Here is a 26,449-nt window from a genome sequence, read left to right on the forward strand (position 1 = left end):
CTCCTTATGCGTTGATTTGCGAGTGTTCGGGAGAGTCCTCGCCGACACGGTTGCGGTAAGCGGCCATGAACCCGTCGCGCAGACGGTCCTCGAGCGACACCTTGCGGTCGTCCACATCGTGGGGCCTGACACCGGCGTCGCTGCGCAGCGGGGTTTCCGTCGATGCCTTGGCGGCGGGCTTGCCGCCCTGGTCGCTGTCAGCGGGTTTCTCTTCCTTGTCCTTGTCCGCCTTGGCCGACTTGGGCAGGCGCTCATAAGCGGCTTCGGTGGCGGCGAAGGCTTCGTCGGACAGTTCGGCCAGGCGTTTCAGCTCGGCTTCCCGGTCCTCATCGGACGCAAAGGAGAGCCCCTGCTTCTCCAGCCGGGTGAGCAGTTTTTTGGCCCGGGAGCGGCAAGCGGCCGCCTTTTGTTCGGCTTCCAATTCCTGGACGCGCTTCTGCAGCTCGGCGACCTGGGCCTTGAGCTGCCGGTTTTCCTTTTCCAGGTCGGAAACGCGGGCAGGATCGCCTTCCTGCTGGGCCGGTTTCTTCTTGGCCGCGTCAGATTCAGTCTTGGCGGCCGGGTCTTCGGTAGGTTTGGTTTTGTCTTCCATCGTGGAATCTCCTTCGGGTTGGGATTGGTCGGGCTGGCTCTGAAGGGACGCCACCTGCAGAATCCTGGCGTTCTCGTCCGCGCCTTTGCGGTCGAGCAGTCCCAGTCCGGTGAAAGTGACGCCGTGCAGAATCTCGAAAACGGGTTGGCCGTTGAAATCACGGCCCTTGAATTTGCGCAGGTGGGTGCAGTAGTCGGCCTTGTTCTGGAAGCGCTTGTGGCAGACCGAACATTCGCCTTCCTGGTAGTCGCATTCCATGGAGACCTGGGAGATGATCCCGCGCTTCATCAGCTTGTAGGCCAGCCGGGCGGCCGGGGTGTCGTGGACGTACAGCTCACCGACGCATTCCACGCGGCCGCCGTTGTCGTCCTCCAGGTAGTCGGCGGCGACGATGCCGCCCACGATGTCGTTGAACTCCTGCGAATGTTGCAGATCGACCTTCTTGTTCACGGCCGTCATATGCCGACCGGACAACTCCTCGGCGGTGAAGTGGTCGCCGTTCTTGTTGGTGCCGGTGCGACAGAGCACGAAGCTGAATTGGGGGTCGCCCGCCGAGCCGACATCCATGGCCTCGGTCGTGAGGCGTTCGCCTTCGCCCAGCTGGATGTCCACGGGGATGCTGGTGTGGAAGTTCGCTGCGGCGGCCATCGGAACGGGTTTTTCCTCCCGCTCGGCGCTGGCCTTGGCCCCGGGAGCGCAGACGAACAGACGCTCCTTGGCGTTGGAAGCCTCACCGTGCTTGGAGGTGATGGCGTAGTGGTGATCCTTGGACCTCATCCGGCTCTGCTTGCCGAAGGAGCCGATGATCCGCTTCATCTCCTGCTCGTTGGGATAGGCGTGATCGCGGTAGGAGATCAGCCAGTGCGGGATGTGCTTTGCATTACCGAGAAAGGTCTGGAAGAACTCGTTGGCGTTGGCCTTGGTGACGGTCTTGTGGTCGGTCTCGTAATACTTGACCTTGGTGTCGGCCTTGATTTCGAGCCCTTCCCAATAGGTCATGAGCCCCTCCACGAAGTGGTAGGCCCGCTCGTAGTTGGTGGTCGAAAACTCGGTGGCGTAGGGCGGATCGAAGTAGGCCAGATCCGCCTTGGCTTTCGGCAGCAGGTCGTTGATGTCCTGCCGGTATGCCTTGTTCTCCTTGTCGTTGTCGAAAACCAGGGCGTTGATACGCTGCAGGTTCTTGCGCAAGCGATCCTTGAACTCGTCGGGGGTGTCCTGGCGGCGGCCATAATCGGTGGACGACGAGAAGTGGCCGAAGCCACCCTTGCCGCTCATGCAGGTCTTGCCGAGGCCGAACAGGGCGATGTCTTTCTTGAAGCCGGAGAGCTTGTCGCAGTTGGCGCGGATGGTGTCGATCAGCGCATGGACGCCCTTGGCGAAGAAAATGCCCTTGAAGTTGTCCTGAACGAAGCTGCCCGCCTTGGCGTTGTCGGCCAGGAGTGCCTCGATCTCGTCCTCGCTCAGGCGAACCGAGTTGTTCTCGATGATCGCCTTGGCCGCATGGTGGCAGTAGCGGAGCCGGTCGTTGGCGATGACCTGGAGGCCCTTGGTCTTGTACATGTAGGCCACGACCGCAGACCCCGAAAAGGCATCCAGCACCGTGCCAGTGCCCTCCGGGGTATGCTTCCAGATCCAGTCGACGAGCTTCTGCTTACTGCCGATGTAGTTGGTGATGTACTTGGGGCGCTTCTCGGGAGGGAGCTCTTCAGGAGCGGACTGTTCGGCGGCCTCGGACCCGAGCGTGTCGGGATCGAGAGTCAGCGCCGCATCGGCCTCCAGTAGAAACGCCAGCCTTTCCAGGTCTGTGGCGAACAGTTCCATCAACGTCTCCGGTCAGTTTGCTGTGCTCTCCGCGACCTGCGGGGAGCGTTCAGCGGTTACTTACCGGAAGCGTCGGCGATGTGTCGGAGGGTGACGGCGAATTTCAGCGGACGGGACTTGGGGGGAAATTTATGGAAGTTGCCGAGATTTGGCTTGAAAATCGGCCTGGTATTCGTTATTTTCTATTATCATGTTTTATTACAGAATTCAGAAAAGCGGTGACTGACATGGAACCACAAGACAAATGGCTGACCATCGAGGAGCTTTCCGGTTATCTGAAGATGAGCCGCAGCAAGCTCTACCAGATGGCCCAGAAAGGCGAGCTGCCCGGTTCCAAGATCGGAACCCAGTGGCGGTTCGACCGGGACCGGATCGATGCGTGGATGAACGAAAAAATGAGCGCACCAAGCAAACGAAAAACGGGGGCTCAACATGCCTGAAGCTTTATTGAAAGAACCTCTAAATCTTCTGTCTCGGGCGGATGCTTCGAGGAAAATTGCAAACGGCAAGCTCAAGGTGGAAACCAAAAGTGCTTTTGGCCAGTATATGACCCCGGCCACGGTTGCCTCGTTTATGGCTTCGTTGTTTCCCGCCCCATCAAGTCAGAATATCCGGCTGTTGGACCCCGGAGCAGGTGTCGGCAGTCTGACATCCGCTTTTGTCGAACATCTCTGCAAAGGTAAAAACGGCTATCGTATTGATTTGGACGCCTACGAAATAGACTCGGTAATGCGTTCCTATCTGGAGAAGAATCTTGATCTGTGCGAAATAACCGCAGCGAAAAGCGGTGGTTCGGTGGCGTGGCGCATTATTGCTGAGGACTTCATAACCGAAGCATCAAAGAAGGCGGCTTCGCTTAATAGCCTGTGGCCTGAAAAGGTGGATAAGTACACGCACTGCATTATGAATCCTCCCTATAAAAAGATTTCCAGCGCATCACGCCACCGGGCATGTCTTCGCACCGCCGGAATTGAAACGGTTAACCTGTATTCAGCTTTCGTTGCCTTGTCCTTGCTGTTACTGGAAAAAGGCGGATATCTGGTTGCAATCATTCCCAGGAGTTTTTGCAATGGACCGTACTATCGTCCATTCCGGGAGTTCATGCTGAAACATGCCGCTGTGCGGCGCATTCATCTGTTTGGCTCCAGAAACAAGGCGTTTAGGGAAGATAAGGTTCTTCAGGAAAATATCATCGTGGCGCTTGAAAAAGGTGGTCTGCAAAAAGGTGTCACTGTCTCGACTTCCACCGACGATACATTCTCCGACACATTCATTTCCGATTATCAATTCAGAGAAATTGTCCGCGAGGATGACAAAGAACTTTTTATTCATATCCCGGCGACACCGGAAGCTGATTTTCTGGACGATGCGAAAGCATTTAACTACTCGCTTTCGCAACTTGGCATACAGGTTTCAACCGGTCCGGTTGTGGATTTTCGCATGAAGGATCACTTGAAAGCCATGCCTGAAGCCGGAACAGTGCCGTTGTTGTACCCATGTCATTTCAAGGGACAGTCCATGCAATGGCCGATAGTAGGAGGGAAAAAGCCCAATGCGATTCTGTGCAATAAGGAAACGCAAAAATGGCTTTATCCGAATGGCTTTTATACTGTGGTGCGCCGTTTTTCATCAAAAGAAGAAAGGCGGAGAATTGTGGCGAGCGTTGTTGCCCCTGCGGTGTTTGGTGGAGTGGAGAAGCTTGGCTTGGAAAATCACCTCAATGTTTTCCATAGCAATAAAGGGCCGCTAACAGAGGCCCTTGCAAGAGGGCTTTCCGTCTTTCTGAATTCAACGGCTGTTGATGACAACTTCCGGCGGTTCAGCGGCCACACACAAGTCAATGCAACCGATCTTAAACTTATGAAGTACCCGAGCCGCAAGGCCCTCATTGAACTCGGACAATGGGCAATCAAGCAAGGGGAGTTGACTCAGGATATGATCGACGAAGAAATGGAGAGAATTGCGGAATGAACCAGACCAACAACCATAAGCAAATCAGTGACGCGATCAATATCCTGGTAGCTCTTGGAATGCCGAGGGCGCAGCAGAACGAACGTTCCGCGCTCTGTCTTCTTGCCTTGTTGAATCTCACACCCGGCAAGAAGTGGAAGGAGTCTGAAAAACCGTTGATGGGGATAACGCCCATCATGGATTGGGCGCGTGAGCACTATCAAAAAGAGTACGCCCCAAATACTCGGGAAACCGTCAGGCGGCAAACCATGCATCAGTTCGTGGATGCAGGAATCGCACTCTACAATCCAGACAAACCCAACCGGCCTGTAAACAGCCCCAAGGCCGTTTACCAGATCGAAGATACCGTTCTGGAGTTGCTACGTTCCTTCGGTACTTCGATGTGGCATGACAACCTGACGTCCTACCTTGCCGACCGCGAAACCCTTGCGGCGCGTTACGCAATGGAACGGGAGCAAAATCGGGTTCCCGTGAAAATCGCCAAGGGCAAGGAGATCACCCTGAGTCCCGGCGAGCACAGCGAATTGATACGAGACATTATTGAGGAGTTCGGGCCTCGATTCGTTCCCGGCGGCGTGCTGATCTATGCTGGCGATACCGGTGACAAATGGGGATATTTCGATGCGCCTTTGCTCTCCGATCTTGGCATCAGTGTCGATTCTCACGGGAAAATGCCCGATGTCGTTCTGTTCTGTCCGAAAAGAAACTGGCTGTTACTCGTTGAATCCGTTACCAGTCACGGCCCTGTGGACGGCAAAAGACATGCGGAACTGTCACAGCTTTTCGCCAATTCCAAAGCGGGGCTTGTCTATGTCACCGCCTTTCCAAACCGTTCTCTCATGGGGCGGTATCTTGGAGAAATCGCCTGGGAAACGGAAGTATGGGTGGCTGACGCCCCTTCCCATCTGATTCATTTCAACGGAGAGCGATTCCTCGGACCTTACAAGGACTGAACAACTACTGCCTTCCCCGTCCATTCATGGTCCAAAGCCTCTTTCGGCAAGGTTTCATTATCGGTCCCGGATCTGCCGGAGAATCCACTTTCTCAGCGTTTCCTCGGTCGCCAGCCGGATCAGCGCCTCGACAAGCTGCTGCTTGTTCTTGAGGATGCCGATGCCGTGCTTCTGTTTGGCCGCCGCGAGTTCCTTGCCCATCAGGCCGCTGTGATCCACGCCGGGCTCCAGCTTGTCCAGCAGCTCGATGGTCTCCTGCTTGGTCATGTTGAGGGAGATGCCGTTCTCCTTCGCCATCTCCTTGAGCTGCTGGGCGGTCATGCCCTCCAGCCCCTCGGCGGGCGGGATCTTCGCCATCTGGGCTGCGAGCAGCTTGGCCTGTTTGAGTTCCGCCTGTTTCAGTCCGAGCAGCTCGACCAGTTCTTCCTTGGTCCGCAGCAGGCCGATCTTGTGTTCCTTGAGCTTGGCGCTGAGCGCCGCTCCGGCCAGGTCACCGTGATCGATCCCCGGTTCGGCCAGGTCGAGCAGCTTGATGAAATCGGCCTTGGTCCGGGCAATGGCCACGCCGTTCTGTTTCGCCAGGGTCTGGAGCTGTTTAACCGTCAGCGAGCCGAGGTCGGCAATGTCGCCGTTTTCAAAGGCGCTCTTGAGCTTGGCGTTCTCCTTGGCCTGGGCGTCGGCCATGCCTTCCAGCACGTGGGGCGGGAGAATGCAGGCGTCCCCCTGCGATGCCTGTGCGGCGGCCTTCGCGGCCATCTCGCTGCCGCAGACGGTCATCGGCCACGCCACGATGTTGGTGCAGCGGCAGTGCGGATGCGCGGGTTGCTGGGGGAACTTGTCGATGGGAAAGGTCTTGCCGTCCAGGCCACCGCAGACCGGGCACATCCGTTCATCCTCCATGGCCAGCCATTCCAGCTTCTGGATGCCGACCCGCTCGTGGAACTTGAGCCTTCCCATGTTGTGGGCGCGGAGGACCTCGGTGCGGGCGATCATCTCCATGCGGTACTGCGCCTTGCTGAACACCCGGCTTCCGGCCTGACGAAAGGAGTCCTTGTCGATGATCACCTTGCCCATGTCCCGGACGATGTCGTCGGCTCCCTTGCCCGTGGCGACGCCGTTCAGGATGGTGCGCTTGATGCCGTCTGCGAGTTCGCGGTGAACGTCACCGGCGAGTGTGAGGTTGTACTGCGCCATGAAGTCGAGGGCATTGGTGTCGACGATGGTGAACACCTTGGTGGCCAGCTTGTCGATGCCTTCGGCTTTGAGGTCGGCGTAGAACGGCAGCGCCGCGTCGGCGAGTTCGCCGATTCCCTGCTGGATGCCGAGCTTGAAGGAGTCCTTGGTTGTCTTGCGAAAGACCAGGGTCTGCTCCCGCTTGAGCCGTTTCATGGTGTCGTCGAGTTCGAGCTGGAGCTTTTCCAGCCCTTTGAGGGCGGCGAGCTTGTTATCCGGCAGGGAGCCGAGGGAGCGGTACTGGAGGATGGCGCGGGCGACCTCGTCTTCGGCCTGTTTCAGCGCCTGGGTGAGCTGGGCCGTGACCTGGTCGTTGTAGCGGTTGCGGGCCGTCAGGCTTTTCAGGGTGGCCGCTTGGATGCGCTGCTTGAGGTCCGATGGCATCAGCGAGGCTCCCGGCGGTCGATGAAACGACAGGCCGGGGCGTCGAAGGTGCGCTCGCTGTTGTGGACCCGGCAGTGGTTGGTGTCAGCAATGAAGTGGCTGCACTCGTCGCATACGGCAGCAATGCCGGTGGACTCCAGGTCGCCCGACCAGACCAATGCCGCCTCCGCCGTGGGTTCATTATCCTCGGCCGGAATCCCGAGCATCTTCCGGGCGCGAGGCACGCTGAGAATGCCGGAGACGACCATATCCACCACCGGCTTCACCTGTTTCTCGTCCATCAGGTCGATCTGTTTGCGTTCGGTCTCGCGGTTGGCGGCCTCGATGTCCGGGTCCAGGTCCATCTTGAGCTGGAGGCTGGAGCGGCTGATGAGTTTGCGGTCGTAGAGTTCGATGAGGAGCTTCTTGAAATCGACCGCGTCGCTGGGGTCGAGGTCGTTGAAGATAAACTGGATGCTCTTGTCGCCGTGGCCGTTCAGTTCCATCCAGTCGTCGAACACCCAGTCGAGGAGCTTTCGAGCGGCCTGTTTGATCTCGCGGATCATGACCATCATCTTCTGCATGCTCACCGAGGCGGTGGCGAAGTTCGGACCGTCGCCGGTCACCAGCGAGCGTGACAGCCCCAAGGCCACCACGATGTCTTCCTTCACCTCCTTGACCTTGTCCTCGACGTTGAGGACCTGGCCGTCGGTGCCGTGGGTTTCGACGTTGACGTAGAACGGGACCACCAGGCCGCTTTTCATGTCCATCTTGTTGACCATGTCGCGGACCTGTTCGAGCATCCGCTGGTCCGGCATCACCATCTTCTGGCCGAACGCGCCACCCACCTTGAGCAGGCGGAACGGCGTGGCCCAGCGCTTGGCGATGGCCTGTTCGGCCCGGCGGTAGTCGCGCAGCAGTTCGATGGCTTGAAAGGCGGGAAGCACGAGGGAGTTGCCTCGGGGCGAGAAGGCCGGTGCGTCCCATTTGAGGTGGACCACCTGCTCGACGGGCAGCGGAATGGATTCGCCGCCGCCGGGTGTGTCCTCGGGAAATTGCCGGGCCTCGATCAGCTCGCCCTGGGCGTATTTGACCTTGACCGAAACCGGGTTGACGCAGACCAGCTCCTCGATGTCCTGGCCGGACTTGGTGAAGCGTTTGAAGCCGATGGCGTCGCCTTTCACCAGGAGCTGAAGAACCATGTCTTTGATGAACTGCGAGACGTTCAGCCGCCAGGCGGCCTCCAGGGCCTGCTCCTTGAGGGTCTCGTCATCGCTGGTGATTTTGATCTCGTCGCCCACGGCGAAGGTGCGCCAGGAGTTGACGCAGTTCTTCACCAGCGGCTCCTCGACGTAGTATTCCCAGGCCTTACGGGCGCGTTCTTCCCAGGTGGCCGGAATCGCTTCGGCGGCGTTCACCTTGGCGAAGGCGGCCGAGTCGAGCGCGGCCGCTGCTGCCATCGGCGCGATGACAAAGCCGGTGGTGTCCAGGCTTTCGGGTTGTTCGTCCTGATGGGCGGTGCTTTCCACGTGATCCTCTCGGTAGTTTCGGCCATGACAGCCGCACATCCGGCCCGTGTGGGCCGAATCCGGCTCGATGCCGGTTACTTACCGGAGCGGGGTGGAAAGCGTCGGAGGATGCGATCAGATGAAGACCGGATTGGTGAGCACCGGCTTGAGCGAGACCACCTCTTCACCGACCGGGTCGAGGTTGCCTTCCTCCCGGATCAGCATGGCGCAGCGCACCGCGTCGATGATGTGGTCGTTGCCCTTGGAATAGATGATCTTGCCGTCCCGCAGGGTGTAGGTGTGGGTGGTGAACTGGTCTTCCACCTCCAGGTCGTCCGAGGGGAAAATGACCTGCTTACGCTGCAGGGCTCCGTTGATGAGGCTGGTCATCAGCTCCTTGGTCCGTTTCTTGATTTCCTTGCCGTCTCGCACCGCCAGCCGGGTCATGCCGCCGAAGTCGTATCCCTTGAGCCTGCCTTCCAGCTCCAGCCCTTTGTACTTGTCCAGCGTGAGCAATTCCTGAACCACCGCCAGACCGTTCCCGCCGTTGTCCACGCCGATGCCAGCCGGGGTGTAGTAACGCTCCAGCAGCGCGATGATCTGGGCGATGTGCGGATAGGAAACGTGTTCAAGATGCACGCGCAGGATCATCTTCAGCAGCGTCCGCTCGCCGATCTCCATCTCCTGAAATACGACGATCTCGGTGGGGTCGTTGGTGTAGCCCAGGTCGCCGCCGACCCAGAACTGCCCGCTGCGGGGAGTGAGGTTGAGCAGCATCTCCAGCCGGTCGTGGGCCGCTTCCTCGGTGTCGCAATCGCGTAGCTCGGAATCGGTGATGACGATCTTCTGATACTCCAGCAGATCCTGCCGACAGAGGTTGAACTGCTCGACATTGAAGGCCCCGTAGGAGGGCTTGCCGTGTTCACCGGCCACCTCGTGCTGCCAGCCGGAGCTGTCGCGGCCGCCGTAGAACTCCAGCAGTTCGGCTTCGCGGTCTTCGGTCCACAGGGGATTGAGCCAGGACGGCCAGCGGAACACATGGAACTGATCCGACGAGGTGAGCCGGTAATAGGTGGTGTCGCGCAGGCCGTTGGGCGTGGAGTAGATGCGCAGGGTTCCCCCGGCCTTGAGGCACTGGCGCAGCGCCTTCCAGGCCCGTTCGGTCAGCCAGGCTCCTTCATCGACCCAGACGCGGCCGACATGCAAGGACCGGAAGGCGTCGCCATAGGCCCCGGCCGGGCGGAAATAGAGAACCGAACCGTTGGTGAACTCCAGCCTGAAGTAGGGTTTGCGGTGGATCTTGGGCTTGCCGTACTTGGTCAGGGCAATGCTGTTCATCAGATCCGGGTTGGTGTCGAGCTGGAACTCGATCTCCTCGATGATGGTATCGAGGTGCCCCTGGTGCGGAGCCGCGACGAGGCCCTGGCCGCCTCGGGTGGTGAAGGCGTAATGGAGCGCGTCGGTCGAGAGAACGATGGACTTGCCCACGTCCCGGCCGTCGAGGTGGATGATGTTCTTGGCCGGGCAGCGCAGGTCCTCCACCTGATGCGGCCAATAGTCGCGGCCTGAGCCATCCCGGTTGTAGAGGTAGGCTTGCCCCCACAACACGGGATCGCTCAGGGTCGCCGCAAGTTTGCGCTCCTTGTCGGTTACCGCCATCAGTGCATTCCCGTCCTCAAGGCGCTGCCGAGGATGGTGCCCACCAGTTCCGTCAGGATCTGCTGCACAGCCAGAGTGTTCTTCCTGTCGTGGACAGCCTCCTGAATGTCGATGATGGCCTGGTCCAACTCCGCCCAGGCCCGGTACTGCTGCTGGGCCGCTTCCAGACGGCCGAGGGCGTTCTCGATCCGTCCCGCCGCCAGTTCGGTGCCGATTTCGACCAGGGCCTCACCGGCCTGGCGAACGGCATCGCTGTTTTCCTGAAGGATCTCTTTCATTGGCCTGCCTCCCGGTTCGAGCCGTTGGCCCACTGGTCAAGGGCGTCCACGGCGGTCTGCAGGCGCAGACCGACTCCGGTCAGGCGCTCGGCGTCCGGGTGGCCGACCTCGCGCAGCGCCTTGTTGGCCTCGGTCACGTACTCGGGCGTGTGGCGGTTGACGGTGGCCACCGCCGACTGGATCTGGGCCGGAGGCCGGTAGGTGGCGCAGCCGGTCATGATCCCGGCCAGCGCCAGTGGGATGGTCCATTCGAGGGTCTTCTTCAACATGTTGATCTCCTTTGGGTTATGGGTTTGGGGCACATGCAGAAAGATCTCTGCAAACACTTGATTTCCAACGAAATAGAAGCGTCATTGGATGTGACGCGGGATGGTCCCGCATCCACGAAAACGGAACCGGAGGCAGGCCATGACCTACGACAGAAACCGCCAGCAGGCACTCAAGGCGTACCGAGAAAAGCAGGAGAATATCGCCCGGCTGATCGAGGGCATTCGCGGCAAGCTCGAAGCAGACGCGAAGCAGCCGGACATCACCTGGGCGAGCGTCGGCTCCCTCGGTCACGTCGAGGAACTGCTGCGGGAGCTGGACGAGTTCCTGTCCTGAACACACCGGGCCACCGACAAAGGAGACATCGACATGACCGAATGCACCGTGCATCAAGCCGCCGAGGCTTTCATCGGCCACCTGCGGGAATCCGGAAAGAAAGAGCGGACCCTTTACACCTACCGGAAGGACCTCGATGTAGTGGAGGTCTTCTTTGGGGCGGATCGCCAGCTCACCGAGATCCGGCTTCCCCAGGTCGGCAAGTTCTACAAGTCGGATCTGCTGCTCAAACTCCCCGACGGCAAGGAGCGGGCTGAACGCACCGTCGCCAAGACCGTCCGGGTGTTCCGCATGATGATGGTATGGGCCAGGGAATCGGGGCGCATCGAGGAGCTGCCGCTGCCCAAGAGCACACCCATGGGTCACAGCAGGGTGAAGGAGTCCAGCGATGAGCAACCGAACGGCTGACCTCGACCTGACGGGCGCGACAGAGGCGTTCTGTGCCCGCCTGTCGGCCGAAGGACGCTCCCCGGCGACCATAGCCGCATACCGCCGGGACCTTGCCCTGGTGGCCCGCGTTGCCGATGAGCTGGCCCCGGGCATCATCTGCCGGGCGATCACGGCCGGGCTCCTCGACCGGGCGTTCTCCGCCGGGGCGGTCACCGAGAGCGGGCGCGGCCCACGCTCGGCGGCCTCGCTCCATCGGATGAAGGCGGCGGTGCGGGCCTTTTTCGCCTGGGCCTCCGAGGCTGGCGTGGTCGATGACAATCCGGCCCGGTCCATCCGCATGCATCGGCTGCCGAGAAAGCTGCCGGTGTTCCTGACCACCGCCGAAAAGAAACGACTGCTCAAGGAACTCAAGGGACGGACCGACTTCTCCGCTCTGCGCGACCGCGCCATGATCGAGGTGCTGCTGGGCACCGGGATCAGGCTTGGCGAGCTGGCCGCGCTCGACATGGATGACATCGACCTCGACGCCAAACATCTGCGGGTGCGGGCCAAGGGGAATGTACCGCAGGTCAAGTTCATCAAGACCGACCTCCGCACATTGCTGCGCCGTTACCTGGCCGAGCGCCGCCGACATGGCCGTCCGGAAATGGAAGCCCTGTTCCTGTCGAACCGGGACGGCAGACTCTGCCAGCGGCAGATTGCCAACCGGCTCGCCCACTGGCTGCGGAAGGCCGGGATCGAAAAGGAACTGACGCCGCACGGGCTGCGGCATACCTTCGCCACCCACCTCTACGGCGCGACCAATGACCTGCTCGTGGTGCAGCGGGCCTTGGGGCATCGGGACGTGTCCACCACCCAGATCTACACCCACCTCGTGGACGGCCAGCTCGAGGAAGCCCTCGAACGCCTCTGATCCTTCCGGACCCGACGATGGGAGCGGCCTCGGCTGCTCCTGTTTTCGTTGGGGAAGACAGTATCGAAGACAGTGAATGACAGTGCCCGCAGAAGAACACATCCGCCGATGATGAATGATCATGACGATGGTTCTCGGCCTCCCGGGCGGAGCGGGAAATATCGATTGACCGGAATTTCTCCTTTTCTGTCTGTCGGCCGCACATCGCTATAACTGCTTGGCTTGTGCGCTCCGGGCGCGGAACACACATGGCAATATCTGCTTGGCTTATGTGGGGGCCGCTGCCGAAAAAATGGCTGTTTGCGGGGCCTGGCCGGTTCTGCCTGGGGCTCGACATGCCCATATTTACTTGGGTTGTGTGAGAGAGCCCCGGCGTGAACATGCCAATATCTGCTTGGCTTATGCGGCTCGGCTTATGCGCACACATGCCAATCGGGTATCGAGAGCTGCAGGAAGAAATAGAGGAGTGGAAATGATGATCGGCGGCCGAAGAATGCCGATTCCGAAAGTGCAAGGAACACGTCTTATCCGCAATTCCTGGTGAAGCTGTCTGCCGCAAGTCGCCGTGTGCCGGGGTCATCGGAAAAGCCCTCCATGGTGTTATCCGCAATTCTTTCCGCGTTTCTTGCGGCCGGAGGGTTTCGCGCCCGGGGCGTTGGCGGCCTCGGCCACCTTCTCGAGCAGCGCCGCCGCCCATTCCGCCGGAGAGGTCTGCGGGCCTTTCGGCTCCTCACCCTCGCGGGCGATCTTGGTGGTCTTGAGGTCCTTCATGTGGCAGCGGATCATCCGGTCGAGCTTTTCGGCGGCGTCCGTGTTCCCCTCGATCTGGGCGCGGACCAGCTTCACCGAGTAGACGCCCACCAGCTCCACCTGCAGGAAGTCGCTGGACTTGTTGAACTCGAAGTCCTGGTTGAGGCGGTCGATGATGGCGTCGAACATGACCTTCTCTTCCGGCGTCAGGCAGCGGTCGGCGAAGATGCCGTGACGCAGCCGGTTCTGGTTGCCCTCGGGCGCACCAGGCCCGCGCCGGGGCGGTTCGGTCTTGCCCTCGTTGCGGTGCCAGCGGTCCAGCGTCTCTTTGTCCGGTTTGTTCAGTGCCACGTGGAAATCCTGCCGAATATTGTTTTCCCAAGCCGGGATGCGGGGCGGGAGGCCGATTTAGCCTCCAAACGCGCTCCCGCCGGTTCAGGGGTTACTTACCGGAAGCGGCGCTCAACTGTCGGTCCCGGTCCTGTTTTCGTTCGGCGGCGATGATCTGGTTGACCCGGCGGGTGGTCACACCGGCGAGGTTGGAAATCTCCTGGCTGCTGATCCCCTGCAGATGAAGGGCAAGCACCAGGTCGCGGCGCTCCTGGTAAAACCGGCTCGGTGCCGGGACCCAGAGAATTCCGGTGTAGTGCTTCTGGATCTGCTCGAAGAGTTCCTCGGGCAGGACATCCTTGGCGTTGGCGTAGCGTTTCTTTTTCTTCACGGCTCAATCCTCCACTTTCTTCATCCACGGCTGCGGCACGTCCGGGTTGTAGAACCGCAGCGTGCTGGGACGCCCGGACTTCGGCCCGTGGATAATTTCAATAAAACGCTCGGTGACCTCGCCAATCTCCTGATCGCCATCGACGAAGCAGACCAGGCCGTAGTCCTCGCCGCAGGGAAACCGGAAGCGGCCCTGGTTCTGATAGAGGCGTGCCTCGGACCAGCCCTTGGCCATGGCCTCCTCACGGATGGCGTCGACCTTGGCGACTGCCTGGGAAGTCACCGGCTGCTTACATTTCCAAGCTTGGTTCCCGGGATAAATCCAGTCCTTTCTGGGAACTTCGACGGGTTTCTCCTGGGGCTCGGAACGAAGCGCGGGTGGCCGATAGTTCTTTGGGGAAAAGGACTGCAGGACCTCCTGCAGGCTTTCCTTGCCGAACTCTCGGAGGGCCAGCTCCTGCAGGGCGTTGAATCGCTGCCGCAGCGTGTTCCAGGCATCCTCGGGGAGTTTTCCGGCCTTGTGCGCGGCTTGGGCGGTGACCATGCGGGAACGTAGCCAGGCAAAGTATTCAGGCGACAGACGGCGACACAGCGTGCCGTTGACCTCCCTGTCTTCAGGCCAATCGCGGGCGTCCTCGATCTCGTGAACGATGAGCCCGGTGGAGACATAGATGGCGGGCTGCGGTGGTTGCGGTGGTAATGATGAGATTTCACATCCGGCCGAGGCGTCCTGCCCTCCGGCGGTGTGCTTGATCATGGTTTTCAGAAGGCTCATGGCTTCAGGCTCCAGAAATACGGGTTAATCGCTTTTCCCGTTACTTACCGGAGCCCATGGCCAGGTGACGGAGGACCGACGCTTTCGTTTGTAATCGTTTTTTTAGCGAGAGGCCGTTTTGTAACTGTTTTTTGAGGTCTCTAAACGTTTTTCCAGAAACCGGCTGATCTGCGGTGGATATGTGCGGTGGCTGCGGTGGTCGTGCGGTGGAAGGTTTTCTCGTCCCACCGCAGGGGGGTGCGCGTTGTTTGTTTATTGTTTTTCGATAGTTATGAAGATAGAGAAGATAGAGTGCGGTGGTTGCGGTGGTATTTGGGGAATGTCTCTCACGCTGGGCCGGAATTTATCTTGTGGGAGCCGACGAATCGGTGAGTCGAAAAATATTTCAGCCCATAGGGGGTGACACCTCTGGATTTACCACCGCATCCACCGCAAAGGGCATGAAAGCCTTGTCTGGCAAGGGTTTGGCGTGCGGTGGTCATCCACCGCAAGGGACAGCGGTGTTCACCGCACCACCGCAAAAGAAAAGGACGCCCGAGAGCGTCCTGGATGGTTGGGGATCGAACTGGTGGGGTTCAGACCTGGAGAATGTTTTCGACCAGCTTGTAAACCGTGGTGCCGCCAAGGGCGCGTGGCCAGTCGGCGCAGGGCGGATTGTCGCGCAGTCTGGCGCGGCGGATGGCTTCATCGATCCGGTCGCGGGTGATCTTGCGTGCGTCGATCCCCTTGTCGTAACCGGGAAGGTGCCGCTTCAGCCGGTCGCCGCAATCCCGTGACGATGCGATGCCGGTGCCATCCTCGAAGTGGAGCAGCAGCCAGTATTCGAACTTGGGATTGCTCAGGGCGAAGCCGTAATTGTCGCGTGCCTGAGCCCAGGCATGAAGCTGGTCCAACTGTTCGTCGGTCCACTGATCCTTGTCCACCACGATCCAGGCCTCGTCGGAGGATCTCAGCTCCTCCTGGCGGAGATGATCTTCCATCCGCTTCAGTACCTGCGGCGGGGAGCTATCGTGGCTGCCTTTGAGACAGTTCACCCGGATCACCGATTGCTGGTCATTGAAGATGGCGAAATACTGCGGCTCGGTCTTAACGCCTTCCACCGCGATCACGAACAGCTTGCGGTAGCGACGCTCGCCGAGGGGTCTCTGGAATCTGCGTCTCTTCGGCGGCATCAGTCATCCCCCTCACTTTCTTCGGTGAGGCAGGGATTGGTCAAAGCGCCTCCCAAGAGAATCCGGGGAATTCCACCCAGTCGTCCCTGCAGGTAGCTCTTACGGATATCCTTGTCGTATCGGACATCCTTGTACTCGCTGAAGGAGAGCAGGTTCGAAGCTCCGGTGGCATCTCTTTCGGCGACCCACATCTCGTCACGGCGCAGGAGTTGCTGATCCATGAGCAGCACGTCATGGGTGGTCAGCAGCAACTGCGTTCTGGTTTCCGTGGAGCAGTTGGCCAGGTACGCTTCGAGCAATCTGCGTGTCAGCAGCGTGTGCAGGCTGCGGTCGACCTCGTCGATCACGTAGACCTTCTTCGAGACCTGGGCCGAGAGCTCAAGAAACGCGGGCAGCAGATCGATCACCCGCTGCGAGCCGTCCGACTCCTGACGGATCTCGAACTTGGCTTCCGTGCCATCCGCTTTCGGATGATAGGTCACCAGCTTCTTGGCGATCAGCTCGCCACCTTTGCGGGTCACCACGAACCGTTCGTTGATCGGCTCGGTCAGCAGACGAACGGTCATGCCTTCCTTCACGTCTTCCTGCAGCTTGGTCTTCAGCGGCTCGGGCAATGGAATATTCTCGAACGGAATCTCCTCGCCACCGAGGTGCGCGATGCCGGTGTCGAGCTGCGGCAGCATCTCGTTCATGGTGGAGTAAAGCGGATGCCCCTCGTCGAGGAATTGCTCGAAAGGTTCGAAGCGGGAATCGGGCGCGACCAGCTCGAGCGTGTCCTTGAACCAGTCGTAGACCGGCCGGAAATTGTCGACCTTCTGGGAGACCGAGTTGGTCAGGAAGAGTTGGTTGTCCCGGGTGCCCTTGAAAGCGAACTGGAGGAACTGGTCCTTGGCCAGGGACTCATCGAAGTTGGGCTCTCCGTCCCGACGGTGGTAGAGCACCTTTTCGCTGGTACTGGTGATGGCCACCAGCTTCTCTTCCAAAATCGCCTTGCGGGTCACCGCGAAGCTGAACTCGTAAATGATCTCGTCGATCAGTAGCTCGAAGCCAAACCGTGACGGCTGGTCGGCCACCTTGGCGTCCAGCCGGAACGGCTCGACAGGAATCAGGCTGTCGGGCTGGGTGCCTTTGACGACCAGCGCCTTGGCGAAACTCAGGGCCTTGAAAAAGTTGGTCTTGCCCGACGCGTTGCCACCATAAATTGCCGCAACCGGAAGAACTCTCGTCTGGTACTTGCCGAGCTTGGGAACCCTGTCTCCATGCTGGCGCTCCCTGCTGGCGACCATCGAAAATGTGACCTGGTTGCGGAAGGACATCCAGTTTTCGAGTGAGAAACTGACTATCATCTTACCGCCTCCTAAAGTGAAAAATTCGCTTTATCATGCCTTTAATATAGGCATAGGCGGCCGGAAAGTCAATCTAAAAGAGAAAATATCTCGTTAAACACCTTTGCTACTGATCCGGTACTCGAAGTTCTTGGTGTGGGCGTTGCGCTGCCGGACGATGTCAAACCCGGCATCCCGGATGACGTCCAGGTCGTTGCTGATACGCCGACCGAGCTGGGCGGGCTTCTTGTATTCGAACTCGAGGTTGAATTCCCGGCCGACCCTGCGCAGCGCCGCGAGCAGCCGTCCCGCCGACACCGGTTCCATGGTGTTCTCGTTCTCGAACCGCACCTGGTAACGCTCGATGAACCCCACCACGTGGTTTGCCCGGTCGTCCTCGCCGTAGCGAGCCTTCTCGTCCAGCTCCACCGCGTTCCGATAAGCGTGGAAGAGCGACGCCAGCGCCGTGGCGATGGGGTTCGACTCTCGCGCCATCTCCTGGCTGGTATCGTTGATGGAATGGATCTGCTCGATGAACAGCGGGCTCAGATCCTCAAGTCCGGTAGTCACCTCGTGTTCCTCGGACCCGGCCAGCATCATCAGGTACATCAGGCTCAGATAGTCGTTGCACCGGCGCTTGCCATGGGTCGGCATGGTTCGGTGCAGCAGGCGCATGACCTGTTTCTGGGCTCCGTCCCGGATCATCGCCAGCACATGGCTGGTCCGCTTCATGATGGCCGAGATGATCAGGTCCCGGTTTTGCTGGATGGCGGAGATGACCTCCGATTCCAGAAAGCAGTCGCTGGCCTGGTTGGCGAGGTCGAAGTTGATGACGAAGGACCTCGAAAGGATCTCCGAAAGCTCCCCGCACAGCGGCTCAATGCCGGTGGTGTTCAGCAGGCATTTGGTCCGCTCGGTGATGGTCTCGCTGTCGGTGCCGCTCTTCCGTTTCTCCTTGGCGATGCCTGTGATGCTGGTCAGCATGAAAGTGGTCAGATCCTCGGTCATCTGCTTGACCTCGATGTTGTCGAGGACGATGAGCGGGTTCTGCGAGCCATCGGTGTAGTTCGCCGCGTCGGTTGCCTTCTTGTGCTGGGGCTCGCCGAAAAGCAGCGTCGACGTGATCTTGCTGGCGGTGGTCTTGCCCGATCCGGCCGAGCCCTCGAAGCGGGTCATGGGCCGCGTTCCGGCAAAGTCGATCAGCAGGAAGCAGGAGAGCCAGGAAAGGATGAGAAAGCGATCCCCCTGCGGACAGGTCATGTTGCCCACCAGCAGATCGACCAGGAGCCGGTCCGCCTCTTCGAGGTCGGCGTCGGGCAGGAATTTCAGCGGCTTCATCTTCCGCGAGCCGTCCAGGATGATGCCGTCCTCGTTGCCGCCGTTCTTCATGATCTGAATCTCGTCCGGGGTGATCTTGGCGATTTCGTGCTCCGGATTGTTCAGATTGAAATAGACGGTGTAGGAAGCCACATCGGTGTGCAGCCAGGAAAAATGGTCGCGCACCTGGCCACGGATCATGGCCAGACTGGGCAGTACCTCGAAAAATGTCCGTCCGCCGCCCGTGGTCGGCACCATGCCCGTGTGCTTGTAAAGCATGGCCGCGTAATGGCGCTTGCGGCCTCGGTCCGGCGAATCCATCCAGTAGATGGCGTTGTCGAAATACATGAAAGGCTCGCCCTGCAGGGTGTGAAAGAACTGGGCACCGTTGGCGGTGAACCAGTCGTAAGCGGCCTCGGCGGCCAGGGTGTAGTCGGGAGCGCCGTTCTCCAGTTCCGTGTCGATCAGCACCTCGTCGACCCTGGCGCGGCACGATCCGGGCATCGCGCCGGACATCCGCTTGGCCTTCTTCTTTTCGTTGCGGAACTCGACCTTGCGGTCCTTCTGGATGGCGCGGATCTGCTCTTTGAGGGTGGCCATCGAAACGCCACCACCGATGCGCTCCTGCACCAGCTTCAGCAGACGGGCCTGTTCCAGGGGAGACTGCTCGGAGATCTCCCCCAGGATCGGTTCGAGCAAGCGGTTGCGTTCCTCTTCCTCAGCGCCCTCGGGAAGCGAGCGCACGCCGAACTCGATGGGCGTGCTGGCTTCGGCGAGCAGACGTTCGAAATCCTCCCGGGTATGCCCGGCGGCAATGTAATCGTTGACGTCGATCTTGGCGGTGGCGAGAAGCGCCTCGGCCGCCTGAATCTCTTCGGCGGGCCGTCCCGCCAGCAGCTTGGCCAGCTCCTTCGGCCCCACGCTCGCCGTCAGGCCGAAACGTTCGGTCAGCTCCTGCCGGGCTGAGATCTGTGTCTCCGACAAGGGCAGCGTCACCAGGCGGGTGTCGATCTTGTGTTCGGCCAGGGTGCGGGCGGTTTGCAGCGCCCCTTTGAGACCGGCCTGGGAGAGTTCGTTGTCCTGGCAGATGTAGACGGTTTCGACGCCGCGCAGCTTGGGGATCAGACGCTCCCAATCGGCGGCCCGGATGCGGACGGTGACCGGCGATACGGTGGGCAGGCCCAGTTGCATCAGCGCCAGGCAATCGGTCACCCCCTCGGTGATGATCACCTTGCCGGGCCTGGCCAGCAGGCAGTCCTCGTTGAACAGCAGCGCGTTGTTGATGAAGTCGGCGACGTAGGGCCGCTGGTGTTCGTCGTGAACCGGCAGCTTTTTGTATTTCCCTTGCTCCCAGCCCACGTCCGGGGTCCACGGCGTCTTGCGGCCGATCATGAACACCACCCTGCCACGGCTCCAGTACGGAAAGACGATCCGGCGCTCGAAGAATGGCGTCAGGCCATCCTGACTGGTGGGCCGGAAAGCGCCGGTGGCGGCGAGCTCCCGCTTGGAGAAACCGTCTTCGCCCCCGGTCAGTTGGGCGACCGCGCCGGACGCGTTGTCCGCGTAGCCGATCAGGAGATCGTCGATGGTCTCCTCGCTCAGGGCGTATTTGGATTTCAGCCAGTCGAGGACCTCCGGCGACTCCTTGAGTCTGGCGTGGTAAAGCCTGGCCAGGGCGGTCAACGCGTCCTTGACCCGCAATTCGAAGGCGCGGTCGGACTCTGTCTGGGCCAGACGCTCCTGGCTCAGGCCATAGCGCGACAGCGGCGGCAAGCCCGCCTTCTTGGCGAGATAGTCCCGGGCCTGGCGGTGGCTGTCCGGCATCGGACCGGATTGCCCGGCGGTGACCGAGCCCGTCTGAATGAACTCCACGAACTGCAGCACATCGCCGCCGACTCCGCAGCCGAAGCAGTACCAGCCCTGTTTGTCGAGCATCACGTGCAGCGACAGGCGCGACTGGCTCTGATGGTTGGGGCAGTCGCACATCAAGCGCTGGCCGGTCTCCTGGGTGATCCGTCCCGGCAGGAGTTCCCGGGCCACGTCACCGATGTCCATCTCGGTGACGAGCCGGTAATACTCCCTGACGTTATCCGTTCCGCCCATGCTCATTCGGCCTCCGCGACACGGGCGAAATCGGCATCCGCGTGCTGGGCGGCGTCCAGAAACAGGGGCAGAAAGGTCCGGCGGTCATCCACCTGGCAACGCTTGGCGCAGTTCTGGATGCCCCAATGGTCACCCAGGACAATGGCGGTGCGCCGGGCGCGGGTCACTCCGGTGTAGAGCAGATTGCGGTGGTGCATGAAGGAATGCGCCTTGTGGACCACCACCACGGCGCAAGGGAACTCGGAGCCCTGGGTTTTGTGGATGGTGAGCGCATAGGCGAGCTGCAGATCCTGCAGGTCGGGCGACCCTTTCTCCAGTTCCACCGGCATGCCGTCGAAGTCGATGACCAGGGTGCCGTTCGCGAGGACATCGACCACATAGCCGATGGCACCGTTCATCACGTTCAGGTCGTAATTGTTCCGGGTCTGGATGACCTTGTCGTGCTTGAGAAACGGGGCGCGGCGGCCCATGGCGACCGGCGGCACCTCGGTGTTCCAGAGCTTGCGCTGGATGAGCCGCTGCAGTTCCTCGTTCAATTCCTTGGTGCCGAGCGGCCCCTTGTGGGTCGGCGTCAGCACCTGCACGTCCTTGATGATGTCGAAACCCAGGGCATCGAGCCGCTCCTGAAACAACTCCAGCAGGAACGAGCGTGCCGCCATCGGGTCGGTGAACTGATCCACCAGATACCAATCCCGGCATCCGCCCACCGACGCCTCGCTGGTCTTGCGCACCTCGCCCTTGAGAACGGCGGTGCAGTTCTCCTTGAGGACGCCAGCCTGACGCACGACCTTGTCGAGGATGACCGTGGGGATGGCGCGTGTCTGGATCAGATCGCGCAGGATGTTCCCTGGTCCCACCGGCGGAAGCTGGTTGTGGTCCCCGACCAGCAGCACTGTGGTCCGCGACAGATCGACCGCCTCGAACAGGTGCCAAGCCAACGGCACATCGACCATCGAAAACTCGTCGACCACCAGGACATCGGCATCGATGGGGTTCTCCTTGCTGCGCGAGAAACCCTTGCCGTCATAGCCGAGCAGACGGTGGATGGTGGTGCCGCTGCGACCGCTGACTTCCTCCAGGCGCTTGGCCGCCTTGCCGGTCGGCGCGGCGAGCACGACCTCCAGATCGCTCTCCTCGCAGATGGTGTTGATGACCGAAATGGTGTAGCTCTTGCCCGAACCGGCTCCACCCGAAATCAGGCTGATGCTGTGCTGGAGGGCCGAGCGCACCGCTTCGAGCTGCTTCTCGTTCAGCGTTGATGCGCAGCGCCGAATCAGGGCATCGCGTTTCTTGACGGACTGGAAATGCGGGTTGGGTGTTTCGGATTGGCCGAACAACGAGGCCAGCTCCCGCTCCATGCGGACGATCTCCGGCAGAGCGACCACGAAACGTCCGCCGTGGGAATCGCAGGAAAGCGCCTGTTCTTCGATGAACGCGTCGAGGGCGCTCTCGACACGGACCCGGCTGTCCAGGGCATCCATGACGAGCAGCAGATTGGCCTGATCCACCAGATCCTCGTATTCGATCCAGCAGTGACCATTGTCCAGGGCTTCACGGACGCAGAAATTCAACCCGGCGCGGATACGAGGGGTGTGGTCCTTGGGGGTACCCAGCTTGCGGGCGATCTTGTCGACCTTCTTGAAGCCGAATCCCCGGATCTCCCGAATGAGGATATACGGGTCTTCCTTCAGAATATCGAGGCAGTTGCCGCCCAGTCTTTCGGCCAGAGTGGTGACCTGATGATGGGTCAGTCCGAATGCCGACAACCAGGCCATGACGGCGTTGACGCTGCGGTTCTTCAACCATTCGTCACGCAGCCGCCGGGCAGCATCCAAGGGCAGCCGGGCTTTGAGCGCGATGCGCTCGGGGTCATTCAGAAGGGTTTCTTCAAAGGCGTCGCCGAAACTCTCGACGATCAATCTGGCCTTGGCCGGACCAATGCCCTTGATCTCCGGATGGTTGGCCAGATAGTGGATCAGCCCCTCCGGATCGAGTTCTAGGTCGTGCTCCATCCCGTCGACCTTGAACTGACGGCCGTATTTGGGATGGGTGGCCCACGACCCGAGCAGGACCACAGGCTGATTTTCCCGGGCGAACAAATTGCCCGCGAACTGGACTTCCTCACCGGTCGGGGTGAGCAGTCGGCCTGCGGAGAACTTGGGTCCGGCATAGTAAACGCGCTCTATTCTTCCCCGGAGTCGCGCCGGGTTACTCTCATTTCTTTTTGGCATCTCGCGATCCTCCGGTGAAAACGTGTCAGGTACTCCTCGACAAAACGGCAGGCGGCCTGCCGGTCCGAGCAGAAGTAGACGGGGACACCGAAGTCGACGACGATGGAGGCGACCGTTCCGATCAGCGCATGCGGGTGGGCATCGCTGCGGTAGCGGCCATCGACCAGATCGCGAAAGTTGCATTCGACAACCACGCAGGCGGATTCGTAAGCTGAGAGCTTTTCCAACTCGCGGTGAAACCGCTTTCGCCCCCGGATGACGGTGGAGACGAAATCCGTCAGGGATTTACGCTCCACCGCCACCCGTTCCTCGAGGCCGACCAGTGAGTAATCACCGGCGGGCAGCGCCTTGCGAACCGCCGAAACCTTGTCGCTATCGAAGCTGTAGGGCTCCTGTTCGCGGGTGTCGACGACAACGGTGATCCGGTCCATCATCAGAACGGCATCATGTCGTCCATCGCCGCGCCGGGAGCCCCGGCATCGTCGGCCATGACAATGCGACGGTTGAAGTAGATGTTCTCGTTTTCACCGCGAGTGCGCTTGGTCACCTCCAGCTTGATGTTGAGAAGCTGCTCGAGGTGGCCCGGCAGGTCGGAGAGCTTCTGAAGCTGCAGCCCGCAGGTGTAGAGGTCCTGCTTGAGCCACTTGATGTTCTCGTTGCTGGCCATGACGTTGTTGCGCCAGAGCAGACGGCCCTTGAGGGTCGGCGCGAGAATGCGCAGGGTCCACTTGAGCATGGGATTGCCCGAGGTCTGGGCGCGAGTCAGTTCGACCCGGTCAACGTTGACCTGATACTTGCCGTCGGGAACGGCTTCGAACTCACGCTCCTCGACTTCGGCGGTTTCGAAGGCGTCGTCGAACTGCGCCAGGTCGAGGTTGCTGTTGGATTGGTTTTCGTAGTGTTCCATGGTCGGATCTCCTTACTGTTGGGGTTTCGCCGCCGCACTCGCGGTCGGCTCCGGCTTCGGCCGGGCGGCACTCGCCGCAGCTCCGGCTGCCGTGTTGTTGAACGCTTTCATGAAGCTCGGAAAATCGAGGGGGATGATTTCGGGGAGTCGGCCGGTGCGGTCACCGGCGTCGTAATTGGGACTGGGTTTGGTGCGCATCACGCGCTGCCAGACCGGCTTGCCGTCTTCGCCGGTTTTCATGTCCAGGTCGCAGAACAGGATCAGGTCCACCAGACCGGTGACCAGCTTCCGCGCCTTCTCCGGTAGCGTCGGCACGATGCGGGTGTGTTTGCCGGTCCGGGTCTCGATGTCCCGCTCCTGGGAGTGGGAGATCAGGATCAGCCCATAGGGCAGGAAGGCGAGCTTGTTGATGACGCGCTGGAACTCGTTGTTGATCAGCGCGTAGCCCTTGCCGTAGCCCAGGTCGGATTCGTGCTCGATCTTGAATTTCTTGCAGACGTAGTCCGAGCACATCTTGTAGGCGTTATCCACCGTGTCGACGACAATGGTCTTGAACTCGTGCTTGCCCTCGGCGATTTCGGCGCAGGCCTGCAGAAGGTCGTCCCAGCAGGTGATCGGGGTCTGGAACACCTCCAGGGCGTTCAGGCCCGGCTCGGTCGCGAGGAACAGTGCGTCATCGGCCTTGGAGCACCAGGTGCTCTTGCCGATCTTGCTCGGGCCGTACACCAGGGCGGTGAGGTCCGAGAGCGTGTGTTTGGGTTTGCTTTTGGTCTTGGGAAGCATGGCTTCGTCTCCTTATGGTTGGGATTTCAAAACACCGGAGCGGCGTCTTCACCGGCTCCGTCCCGCAGCTCTTCGTGCGGGGCGATCCGTTGGAAATGGTTTTCGATGACGTTGGGGTTGCCGCCCGAGCGGCAGAGCTGGAAGTAGGCGCAGGGCCTTCCGTACTGGAAGCAGTAGCTGGTGTTGCGGTAGAAGGTGTCGCGCCGACGGGCGTCGAGCATGGCCTTGGAGAGTTCCCACAGCTCCGCCCGCAGCTCCTCGAACTGGTCGCGGGAGATGTAGAGCACCTCGCGATGGAACATGCCCGGCTCGAGGTACTTCTCCTGGAGCCGTTGCTGGAAGGTGTCGTCGTCCTCCGGAAGCTTGCGCTTGGCGCTGCTCTTGCCGGTTTTCGACTTGGCGATCAGCTCCGCCCGGCGGGCCTCGAATCCGGCTTCGGTTTCACCCTTGCCCTGGCGCAGCTTGGCCTTGACCAGGACGTTGTAGATGATGCCGCTGACCGTGATGCCGAGGGTCTGCTCCAGGTACCAGGCGTAGAGGATGATCTGGAAATCGGTCCACAGCCGCTCCAGGTAGCTGGCGTCGATCTGCGAGGCGGTTTTATGTTCCAGCAGGAAATACTGGCCATCCTGAAGGACGATGCCGTCCACCTTCCCGGCGAGAATGAAACTGCGCGAGGTCGCCCCGGTCGCCGGGTTGACGATGGGACCTTCGAAGGTTTTCTCGAGCGCGACGACCTCGAACGCTTCGGCCGGGTAGTGTTTCGCATAGGCGCTCATCATGGCCCGGGCGAGATGCCAGTCGGCCTGTTGATGGTCGTCCTGCGCCCGGTTCGGATAGGTCCGGTCGATGTGGTCGAGGACCTTGGCCAGATCCCGCTCGCCGTGCCAGCACTCCAGGCAGTCGTGAATGACCGAGCCGAAGGCCAGATTGGGATCGCGCTCGAGTGGCACCAGCTCGTCGATGTAGCGCCACTTGCAGGCCATGCGGCAGTTGCGGAACAGCCGCCACATGGAATAGGTGGTGGTCATCAGCTCGCTCATACCGCCACCCCCGCTTCGGCGGCGGGCGCTGCCCGATGCTTGGAGGCACAGGCGCAACCCGACGGCTGGGATCGTTCGATCAGGACCGAGCGTTCGCCGTACTCCTTGGTGGCGAAGCCGGTGAAGATGCGGGCGAGGTCGCTGCCGACATCGGTGGAGGCGTCGATCACGCAGGTGCGTCGGGCCGTGTCCAGATTGAACCGGCTCTCCATCCGCACACGGGAGCGGCCATGCAGGCTTTCGACGGCCAGCATCGCCAGCATGAAAGTGTCTTCCAGTTCCTGGGCCGGGACCGACTCGTCAAAACGGTACTTGTAGGTGTCGTGAGTCATGGTTGAACTCCTCTTTTGTTCAGGTTCTGATTTCCGAGGCCCCGGATAGCCGCACCATGCGGCACGGTGCTTACTTACCGGAGGCGGAGCCGATGCGTCGGAGATCACAGGTAGTCCTCGAGCCCGGCCTCGCGGAACGCGTCCCGGAGCTTGCTCAGCCGGTCGTAGAGGGTGGTTCTGGGAATGCCCATCTCCCGGGCGACTTCGGCCATGGTGCTGTCGTGCAGGCGCAAGCACAGATCCCGGAGCTCTTCCGGCAGCGAGGCGATGGCCCGGTCGAGATCCATGCGGATCTCATGGGCGAGACGCTCCCTTGTTTCACGGGTGCCGCCCCCTAGAGAGCCTTCGCTATCCAGGAATTCGATCCGCTCGGTGGTGTCGCCCTCACCGTTGTCGATTGGTTCGTTGAGTGAGGTTTGACACAGCCGCCAGTCCCGGCATTGGGCGAACCGGGCCTCCAGAATGGTGGAGATGTGACGTTCGACGATCCGGGCCATGAAGGTGGTCTTCTTGGCCTTGGCGGGATTGAAATGCCGCATCCGCTGCAGCAGATCGATCATCAGTTCCTGTTCGAGGTCGGGTCTGTCGTCCTCGGTGAATCCGGCCTTGCCTACGAGTTGACGTGCTTTGTGCCGAATGAGGTCGGCGGCATACTTGTCGATGCCGTCGTAAGAATTCTGAGAAACCATCGGGGCCTCCTCGGAGCG

25 protein-coding genes are annotated in these 26,449 nt (G+C 60.6%); 6 read left to right on the forward strand and 19 right to left on the reverse strand.

All coding sequences use genetic code 11. The features are described from left to right. Positions 1-4: 4 nt before the first annotated feature. A complete protein-coding gene (locus LF599_RS13560) occupies positions 5-2,413 on the reverse strand; it encodes a DNA adenine methylase (protein ID WP_144234519.1) in 2,409 nt (802 codons plus the stop codon). Positions 2,414-2,544: 131 nt separating this feature from the next. Between LF599_RS13560 and LF599_RS13565 the strand changes: the two genes are divergently transcribed. From LF599_RS13565 to LF599_RS13575, 3 genes are read left to right on the forward strand one after another with little or no spacing between them, the layout of a single operon-like run. Continuing rightward, on the forward strand, positions 2,545-2,853 hold the full coding sequence (locus LF599_RS13565; protein ID WP_235896538.1) for a helix-turn-helix domain-containing protein: 309 nt from the start codon (positions 2,545-2,547) through the stop codon (positions 2,851-2,853). After that, positions 2,846-4,384, forward strand: a complete 1,539-nt coding sequence (locus tag LF599_RS13570) for an Eco57I restriction-modification methylase domain-containing protein (RefSeq protein WP_084458312.1) — start codon at positions 2,846-2,848, stop codon at positions 4,382-4,384. The genes LF599_RS13565 and LF599_RS13570 overlap by 8 nt, the downstream gene beginning before the upstream one ends. Then, positions 4,381-5,337 carry a BsuBI/PstI family type II restriction endonuclease gene (locus tag LF599_RS13575; protein WP_084458314.1) on the forward strand — a complete coding sequence of 319 codons (957 nt, stop codon included), beginning with the start codon at positions 4,381-4,383 and terminating at the stop codon, positions 5,335-5,337. The genes LF599_RS13570 and LF599_RS13575 overlap by 4 nt, the downstream gene beginning before the upstream one ends. A gap of 57 nt (positions 5,338-5,394) precedes the next feature. On the opposite strand, the gene LF599_RS13580 is transcribed toward LF599_RS13575, so the two are convergent. The 5 genes from LF599_RS13580 to LF599_RS13600 all read right to left on the reverse strand — a co-directional run bounded on the left by LF599_RS13580 (position 5,395) and on the right by LF599_RS13600 (position 10,647). After that, complete coding sequence (locus LF599_RS13580; protein WP_235896539.1) at positions 5,395-6,954, reverse strand: minor capsid protein; 1,560 nt, start codon at positions 6,952-6,954, stop codon at positions 5,395-5,397. Next, on the reverse strand, positions 6,954-8,462 hold the full coding sequence (locus tag LF599_RS13585) for a phage portal protein family protein (RefSeq protein WP_027189108.1): 1,509 nt from the start codon (positions 8,460-8,462) through the stop codon (positions 6,954-6,956). Before LF599_RS13585 ends, LF599_RS13580 begins: the two co-directional genes overlap by 1 nt. Positions 8,463-8,576: 114 nt before the next feature. Beyond that, positions 8,577-10,100 (reverse strand): terminase large subunit domain-containing protein, encoded by a 1,524-nt coding sequence (locus LF599_RS13590; protein WP_022661700.1) that lies wholly within the window; start codon positions 10,098-10,100, stop codon positions 8,577-8,579. Continuing rightward, a complete protein-coding gene (locus LF599_RS13595) occupies positions 10,100-10,378 on the reverse strand; it encodes a hypothetical protein (protein WP_011366961.1) in 279 nt (92 codons plus the stop codon). The genes LF599_RS13590 and LF599_RS13595 overlap by 1 nt, the downstream gene beginning before the upstream one ends. After that, on the reverse strand, positions 10,375-10,647 hold the full coding sequence (locus LF599_RS13600) for a hypothetical protein (RefSeq protein ID WP_011366960.1): 273 nt from the start codon (positions 10,645-10,647) through the stop codon (positions 10,375-10,377). The genes LF599_RS13595 and LF599_RS13600 overlap by 4 nt, the downstream gene beginning before the upstream one ends. 139 nt (positions 10,648-10,786) lie before the next feature. Here LF599_RS13600 and LF599_RS13605 point away from each other — a divergent pair, with 139 nt between their 5' ends. The 3 genes from LF599_RS13605 to LF599_RS13615 are packed head-to-tail and all read left to right on the forward strand — an operon-like array spanning position 10,787 to position 12,284. Continuing rightward, complete coding sequence (locus LF599_RS13605; protein ID WP_011366959.1) at positions 10,787-10,981, forward strand: hypothetical protein; 195 nt, start codon at positions 10,787-10,789, stop codon at positions 10,979-10,981. Positions 10,982-11,014: 33 nt separating this feature from the next. After that, positions 11,015-11,389, forward strand: a complete 375-nt coding sequence (locus LF599_RS13610; RefSeq protein WP_011366958.1) for a hypothetical protein — start codon at positions 11,015-11,017, stop codon at positions 11,387-11,389. Next, entirely contained in the window at positions 11,370-12,284 is a 915-nt protein-coding gene (locus tag LF599_RS13615; RefSeq protein WP_011366957.1) for a tyrosine-type recombinase/integrase, read from the forward strand. The genes LF599_RS13610 and LF599_RS13615 overlap by 20 nt, the downstream gene beginning before the upstream one ends. A gap of 600 nt (positions 12,285-12,884) precedes the next feature. On the opposite strand, the gene LF599_RS13620 is transcribed toward LF599_RS13615, so the two are convergent. The 13 genes from LF599_RS13620 to LF599_RS13680 form a co-directional block, all read right to left on the reverse strand. Further along, positions 12,885-13,385, reverse strand: coding sequence for a hypothetical protein (locus LF599_RS13620; protein WP_015721258.1), 501 nt, complete (start codon positions 13,383-13,385; stop codon positions 12,885-12,887). A gap of 91 nt (positions 13,386-13,476) precedes the next feature. Next, the gene (locus LF599_RS13625) at positions 13,477-13,755 is read right to left on the reverse strand and encodes a hypothetical protein (protein WP_027182217.1); all 279 of its coding nucleotides are present in this window, start codon (positions 13,753-13,755) and stop codon (positions 13,477-13,479) included. 3 nt (positions 13,756-13,758) lie between these two features. Continuing rightward, complete coding sequence (locus LF599_RS13630; protein ID WP_144234520.1) at positions 13,759-14,529, reverse strand: hypothetical protein; 771 nt, start codon at positions 14,527-14,529, stop codon at positions 13,759-13,761. A gap of 575 nt (positions 14,530-15,104) precedes the next feature. Further along, a complete protein-coding gene (locus LF599_RS13635; protein WP_144234521.1) occupies positions 15,105-15,701 on the reverse strand; it encodes an RloB family protein in 597 nt (198 codons plus the stop codon). Further along, on the reverse strand, positions 15,701-17,047 hold the full coding sequence (locus tag LF599_RS13640) for an AAA family ATPase (protein ID WP_144234522.1): 1,347 nt from the start codon (positions 17,045-17,047) through the stop codon (positions 15,701-15,703). Before LF599_RS13640 ends, LF599_RS13635 begins: the two co-directional genes overlap by 1 nt. A 93-nt stretch (positions 17,048-17,140) precedes the next feature. Next, complete coding sequence (locus LF599_RS13645; protein ID WP_279521151.1) at positions 17,141-20,452, reverse strand: CHC2 zinc finger domain-containing protein; 3,312 nt, start codon at positions 20,450-20,452, stop codon at positions 17,141-17,143. Next, positions 20,449-22,677, reverse strand: coding sequence for an SF1B family DNA helicase RecD2 (gene recD2, locus LF599_RS13650; RefSeq protein WP_279521152.1), 2,229 nt, complete (start codon positions 22,675-22,677; stop codon positions 20,449-20,451). The genes LF599_RS13645 and recD2 overlap by 4 nt, the downstream gene beginning before the upstream one ends. Next, complete coding sequence (locus tag LF599_RS13655) at positions 22,629-23,111, reverse strand: ERCC4 domain-containing protein (protein ID WP_013258639.1); 483 nt, start codon at positions 23,109-23,111, stop codon at positions 22,629-22,631. The genes recD2 and LF599_RS13655 overlap by 49 nt, the downstream gene beginning before the upstream one ends. Beyond that, positions 23,111-23,584, reverse strand: coding sequence for a DUF669 domain-containing protein (locus LF599_RS13660; protein ID WP_269941910.1), 474 nt, complete (start codon positions 23,582-23,584; stop codon positions 23,111-23,113). Before LF599_RS13660 ends, LF599_RS13655 begins: the two co-directional genes overlap by 1 nt. Positions 23,585-23,596: 12 nt before the next feature. Further along, a complete protein-coding gene (locus LF599_RS13665) occupies positions 23,597-24,367 on the reverse strand; it encodes an ATP-binding protein (protein WP_279521153.1) in 771 nt (256 codons plus the stop codon). Between the two features lie 26 nt (positions 24,368-24,393). After that, on the reverse strand, positions 24,394-25,410 hold the full coding sequence (locus LF599_RS13670; RefSeq protein ID WP_279521154.1) for a PD-(D/E)XK nuclease family protein: 1,017 nt from the start codon (positions 25,408-25,410) through the stop codon (positions 24,394-24,396). After that, positions 25,407-25,742, reverse strand: coding sequence for a hypothetical protein (locus LF599_RS13675; RefSeq protein WP_269941906.1), 336 nt, complete (start codon positions 25,740-25,742; stop codon positions 25,407-25,409). Before LF599_RS13675 ends, LF599_RS13670 begins: the two co-directional genes overlap by 4 nt. A 104-nt stretch (positions 25,743-25,846) precedes the next feature. Further along, positions 25,847-26,431, reverse strand: coding sequence for a sigma-70 family RNA polymerase sigma factor (locus LF599_RS13680; RefSeq protein ID WP_279521155.1), 585 nt, complete (start codon positions 26,429-26,431; stop codon positions 25,847-25,849). Positions 26,432-26,449 lie beyond the last annotated feature (18 nt).

Origin of the sequence: Pseudodesulfovibrio thermohalotolerans, assembly GCF_021353295.2 — a bacterium.
Taxonomy (GTDB): Bacteria; Desulfobacterota; Desulfovibrionia; order Desulfovibrionales; family Desulfovibrionaceae; genus Pseudodesulfovibrio; species Pseudodesulfovibrio thermohalotolerans.

Excerpts from the sequence above, each read along its gene's own strand:
- LF599_RS13560 (WP_144234519.1), bottom strand. The coding sequence starts at position 2,413 with ATGGAACTGTTCGCCACAGACCTGGAAAGGCTGGCGTTTCTACTGGAG.
- LF599_RS13565 (WP_235896538.1), top strand. The coding sequence starts at position 2,545 with ATGGAAGTTGCCGAGATTTGGCTTGAAAATCGGCCTGGTATTCGTTAT.
- LF599_RS13570 (WP_084458312.1), top strand. The coding sequence starts at position 2,846 with ATGCCTGAAGCTTTATTGAAAGAACCTCTAAATCTTCTGTCTCGGGCG.
- LF599_RS13575 (WP_084458314.1), top strand. The coding sequence starts at position 4,381 with ATGAACCAGACCAACAACCATAAGCAAATCAGTGACGCGATCAATATC.
- LF599_RS13580 (WP_235896539.1), bottom strand. The coding sequence starts at position 6,954 with ATGCCATCGGACCTCAAGCAGCGCATCCAAGCGGCCACCCTGAAAAGC.
- LF599_RS13590 (WP_022661700.1), bottom strand. The coding sequence starts at position 10,100 with ATGGCGGTAACCGACAAGGAGCGCAAACTTGCGGCGACCCTGAGCGAT.
- LF599_RS13595 (WP_011366961.1), bottom strand. The coding sequence starts at position 10,378 with ATGAAAGAGATCCTTCAGGAAAACAGCGATGCCGTTCGCCAGGCCGGT.
- LF599_RS13600 (WP_011366960.1), bottom strand. The coding sequence starts at position 10,647 with ATGTTGAAGAAGACCCTCGAATGGACCATCCCACTGGCGCTGGCCGGG.
- LF599_RS13605 (WP_011366959.1), top strand. The coding sequence starts at position 10,787 with ATGACCTACGACAGAAACCGCCAGCAGGCACTCAAGGCGTACCGAGAA.
- LF599_RS13610 (WP_011366958.1), top strand. The coding sequence starts at position 11,015 with ATGACCGAATGCACCGTGCATCAAGCCGCCGAGGCTTTCATCGGCCAC.
- LF599_RS13615 (WP_011366957.1), top strand. The coding sequence starts at position 11,370 with ATGAGCAACCGAACGGCTGACCTCGACCTGACGGGCGCGACAGAGGCG.
- LF599_RS13630 (WP_144234520.1), bottom strand. The coding sequence starts at position 14,529 with ATGAGCCTTCTGAAAACCATGATCAAGCACACCGCCGGAGGGCAGGAC.
- LF599_RS13635 (WP_144234521.1), bottom strand. The coding sequence starts at position 15,701 with ATGCCGCCGAAGAGACGCAGATTCCAGAGACCCCTCGGCGAGCGTCGC.
- LF599_RS13640 (WP_144234522.1), bottom strand. The coding sequence starts at position 17,047 with ATGATAGTCAGTTTCTCACTCGAAAACTGGATGTCCTTCCGCAACCAG.
- LF599_RS13645 (WP_279521151.1), bottom strand. The coding sequence starts at position 20,452 with ATGAGCATGGGCGGAACGGATAACGTCAGGGAGTATTACCGGCTCGTC.
- recD2 (WP_279521152.1), bottom strand. The coding sequence starts at position 22,677 with ATGCCAAAAAGAAATGAGAGTAACCCGGCGCGACTCCGGGGAAGAATA.
- LF599_RS13655 (WP_013258639.1), bottom strand. The coding sequence starts at position 23,111 with ATGATGGACCGGATCACCGTTGTCGTCGACACCCGCGAACAGGAGCCC.
- LF599_RS13660 (WP_269941910.1), bottom strand. The coding sequence starts at position 23,584 with ATGGAACACTACGAAAACCAATCCAACAGCAACCTCGACCTGGCGCAG.
- LF599_RS13665 (WP_279521153.1), bottom strand. The coding sequence starts at position 24,367 with ATGCTTCCCAAGACCAAAAGCAAACCCAAACACACGCTCTCGGACCTC.
- LF599_RS13670 (WP_279521154.1), bottom strand. The coding sequence starts at position 25,410 with ATGAGCGAGCTGATGACCACCACCTATTCCATGTGGCGGCTGTTCCGC.
- LF599_RS13675 (WP_269941906.1), bottom strand. The coding sequence starts at position 25,742 with ATGACTCACGACACCTACAAGTACCGTTTTGACGAGTCGGTCCCGGCC.
- LF599_RS13680 (WP_279521155.1), bottom strand. The coding sequence starts at position 26,431 with ATGGTTTCTCAGAATTCTTACGACGGCATCGACAAGTATGCCGCCGAC.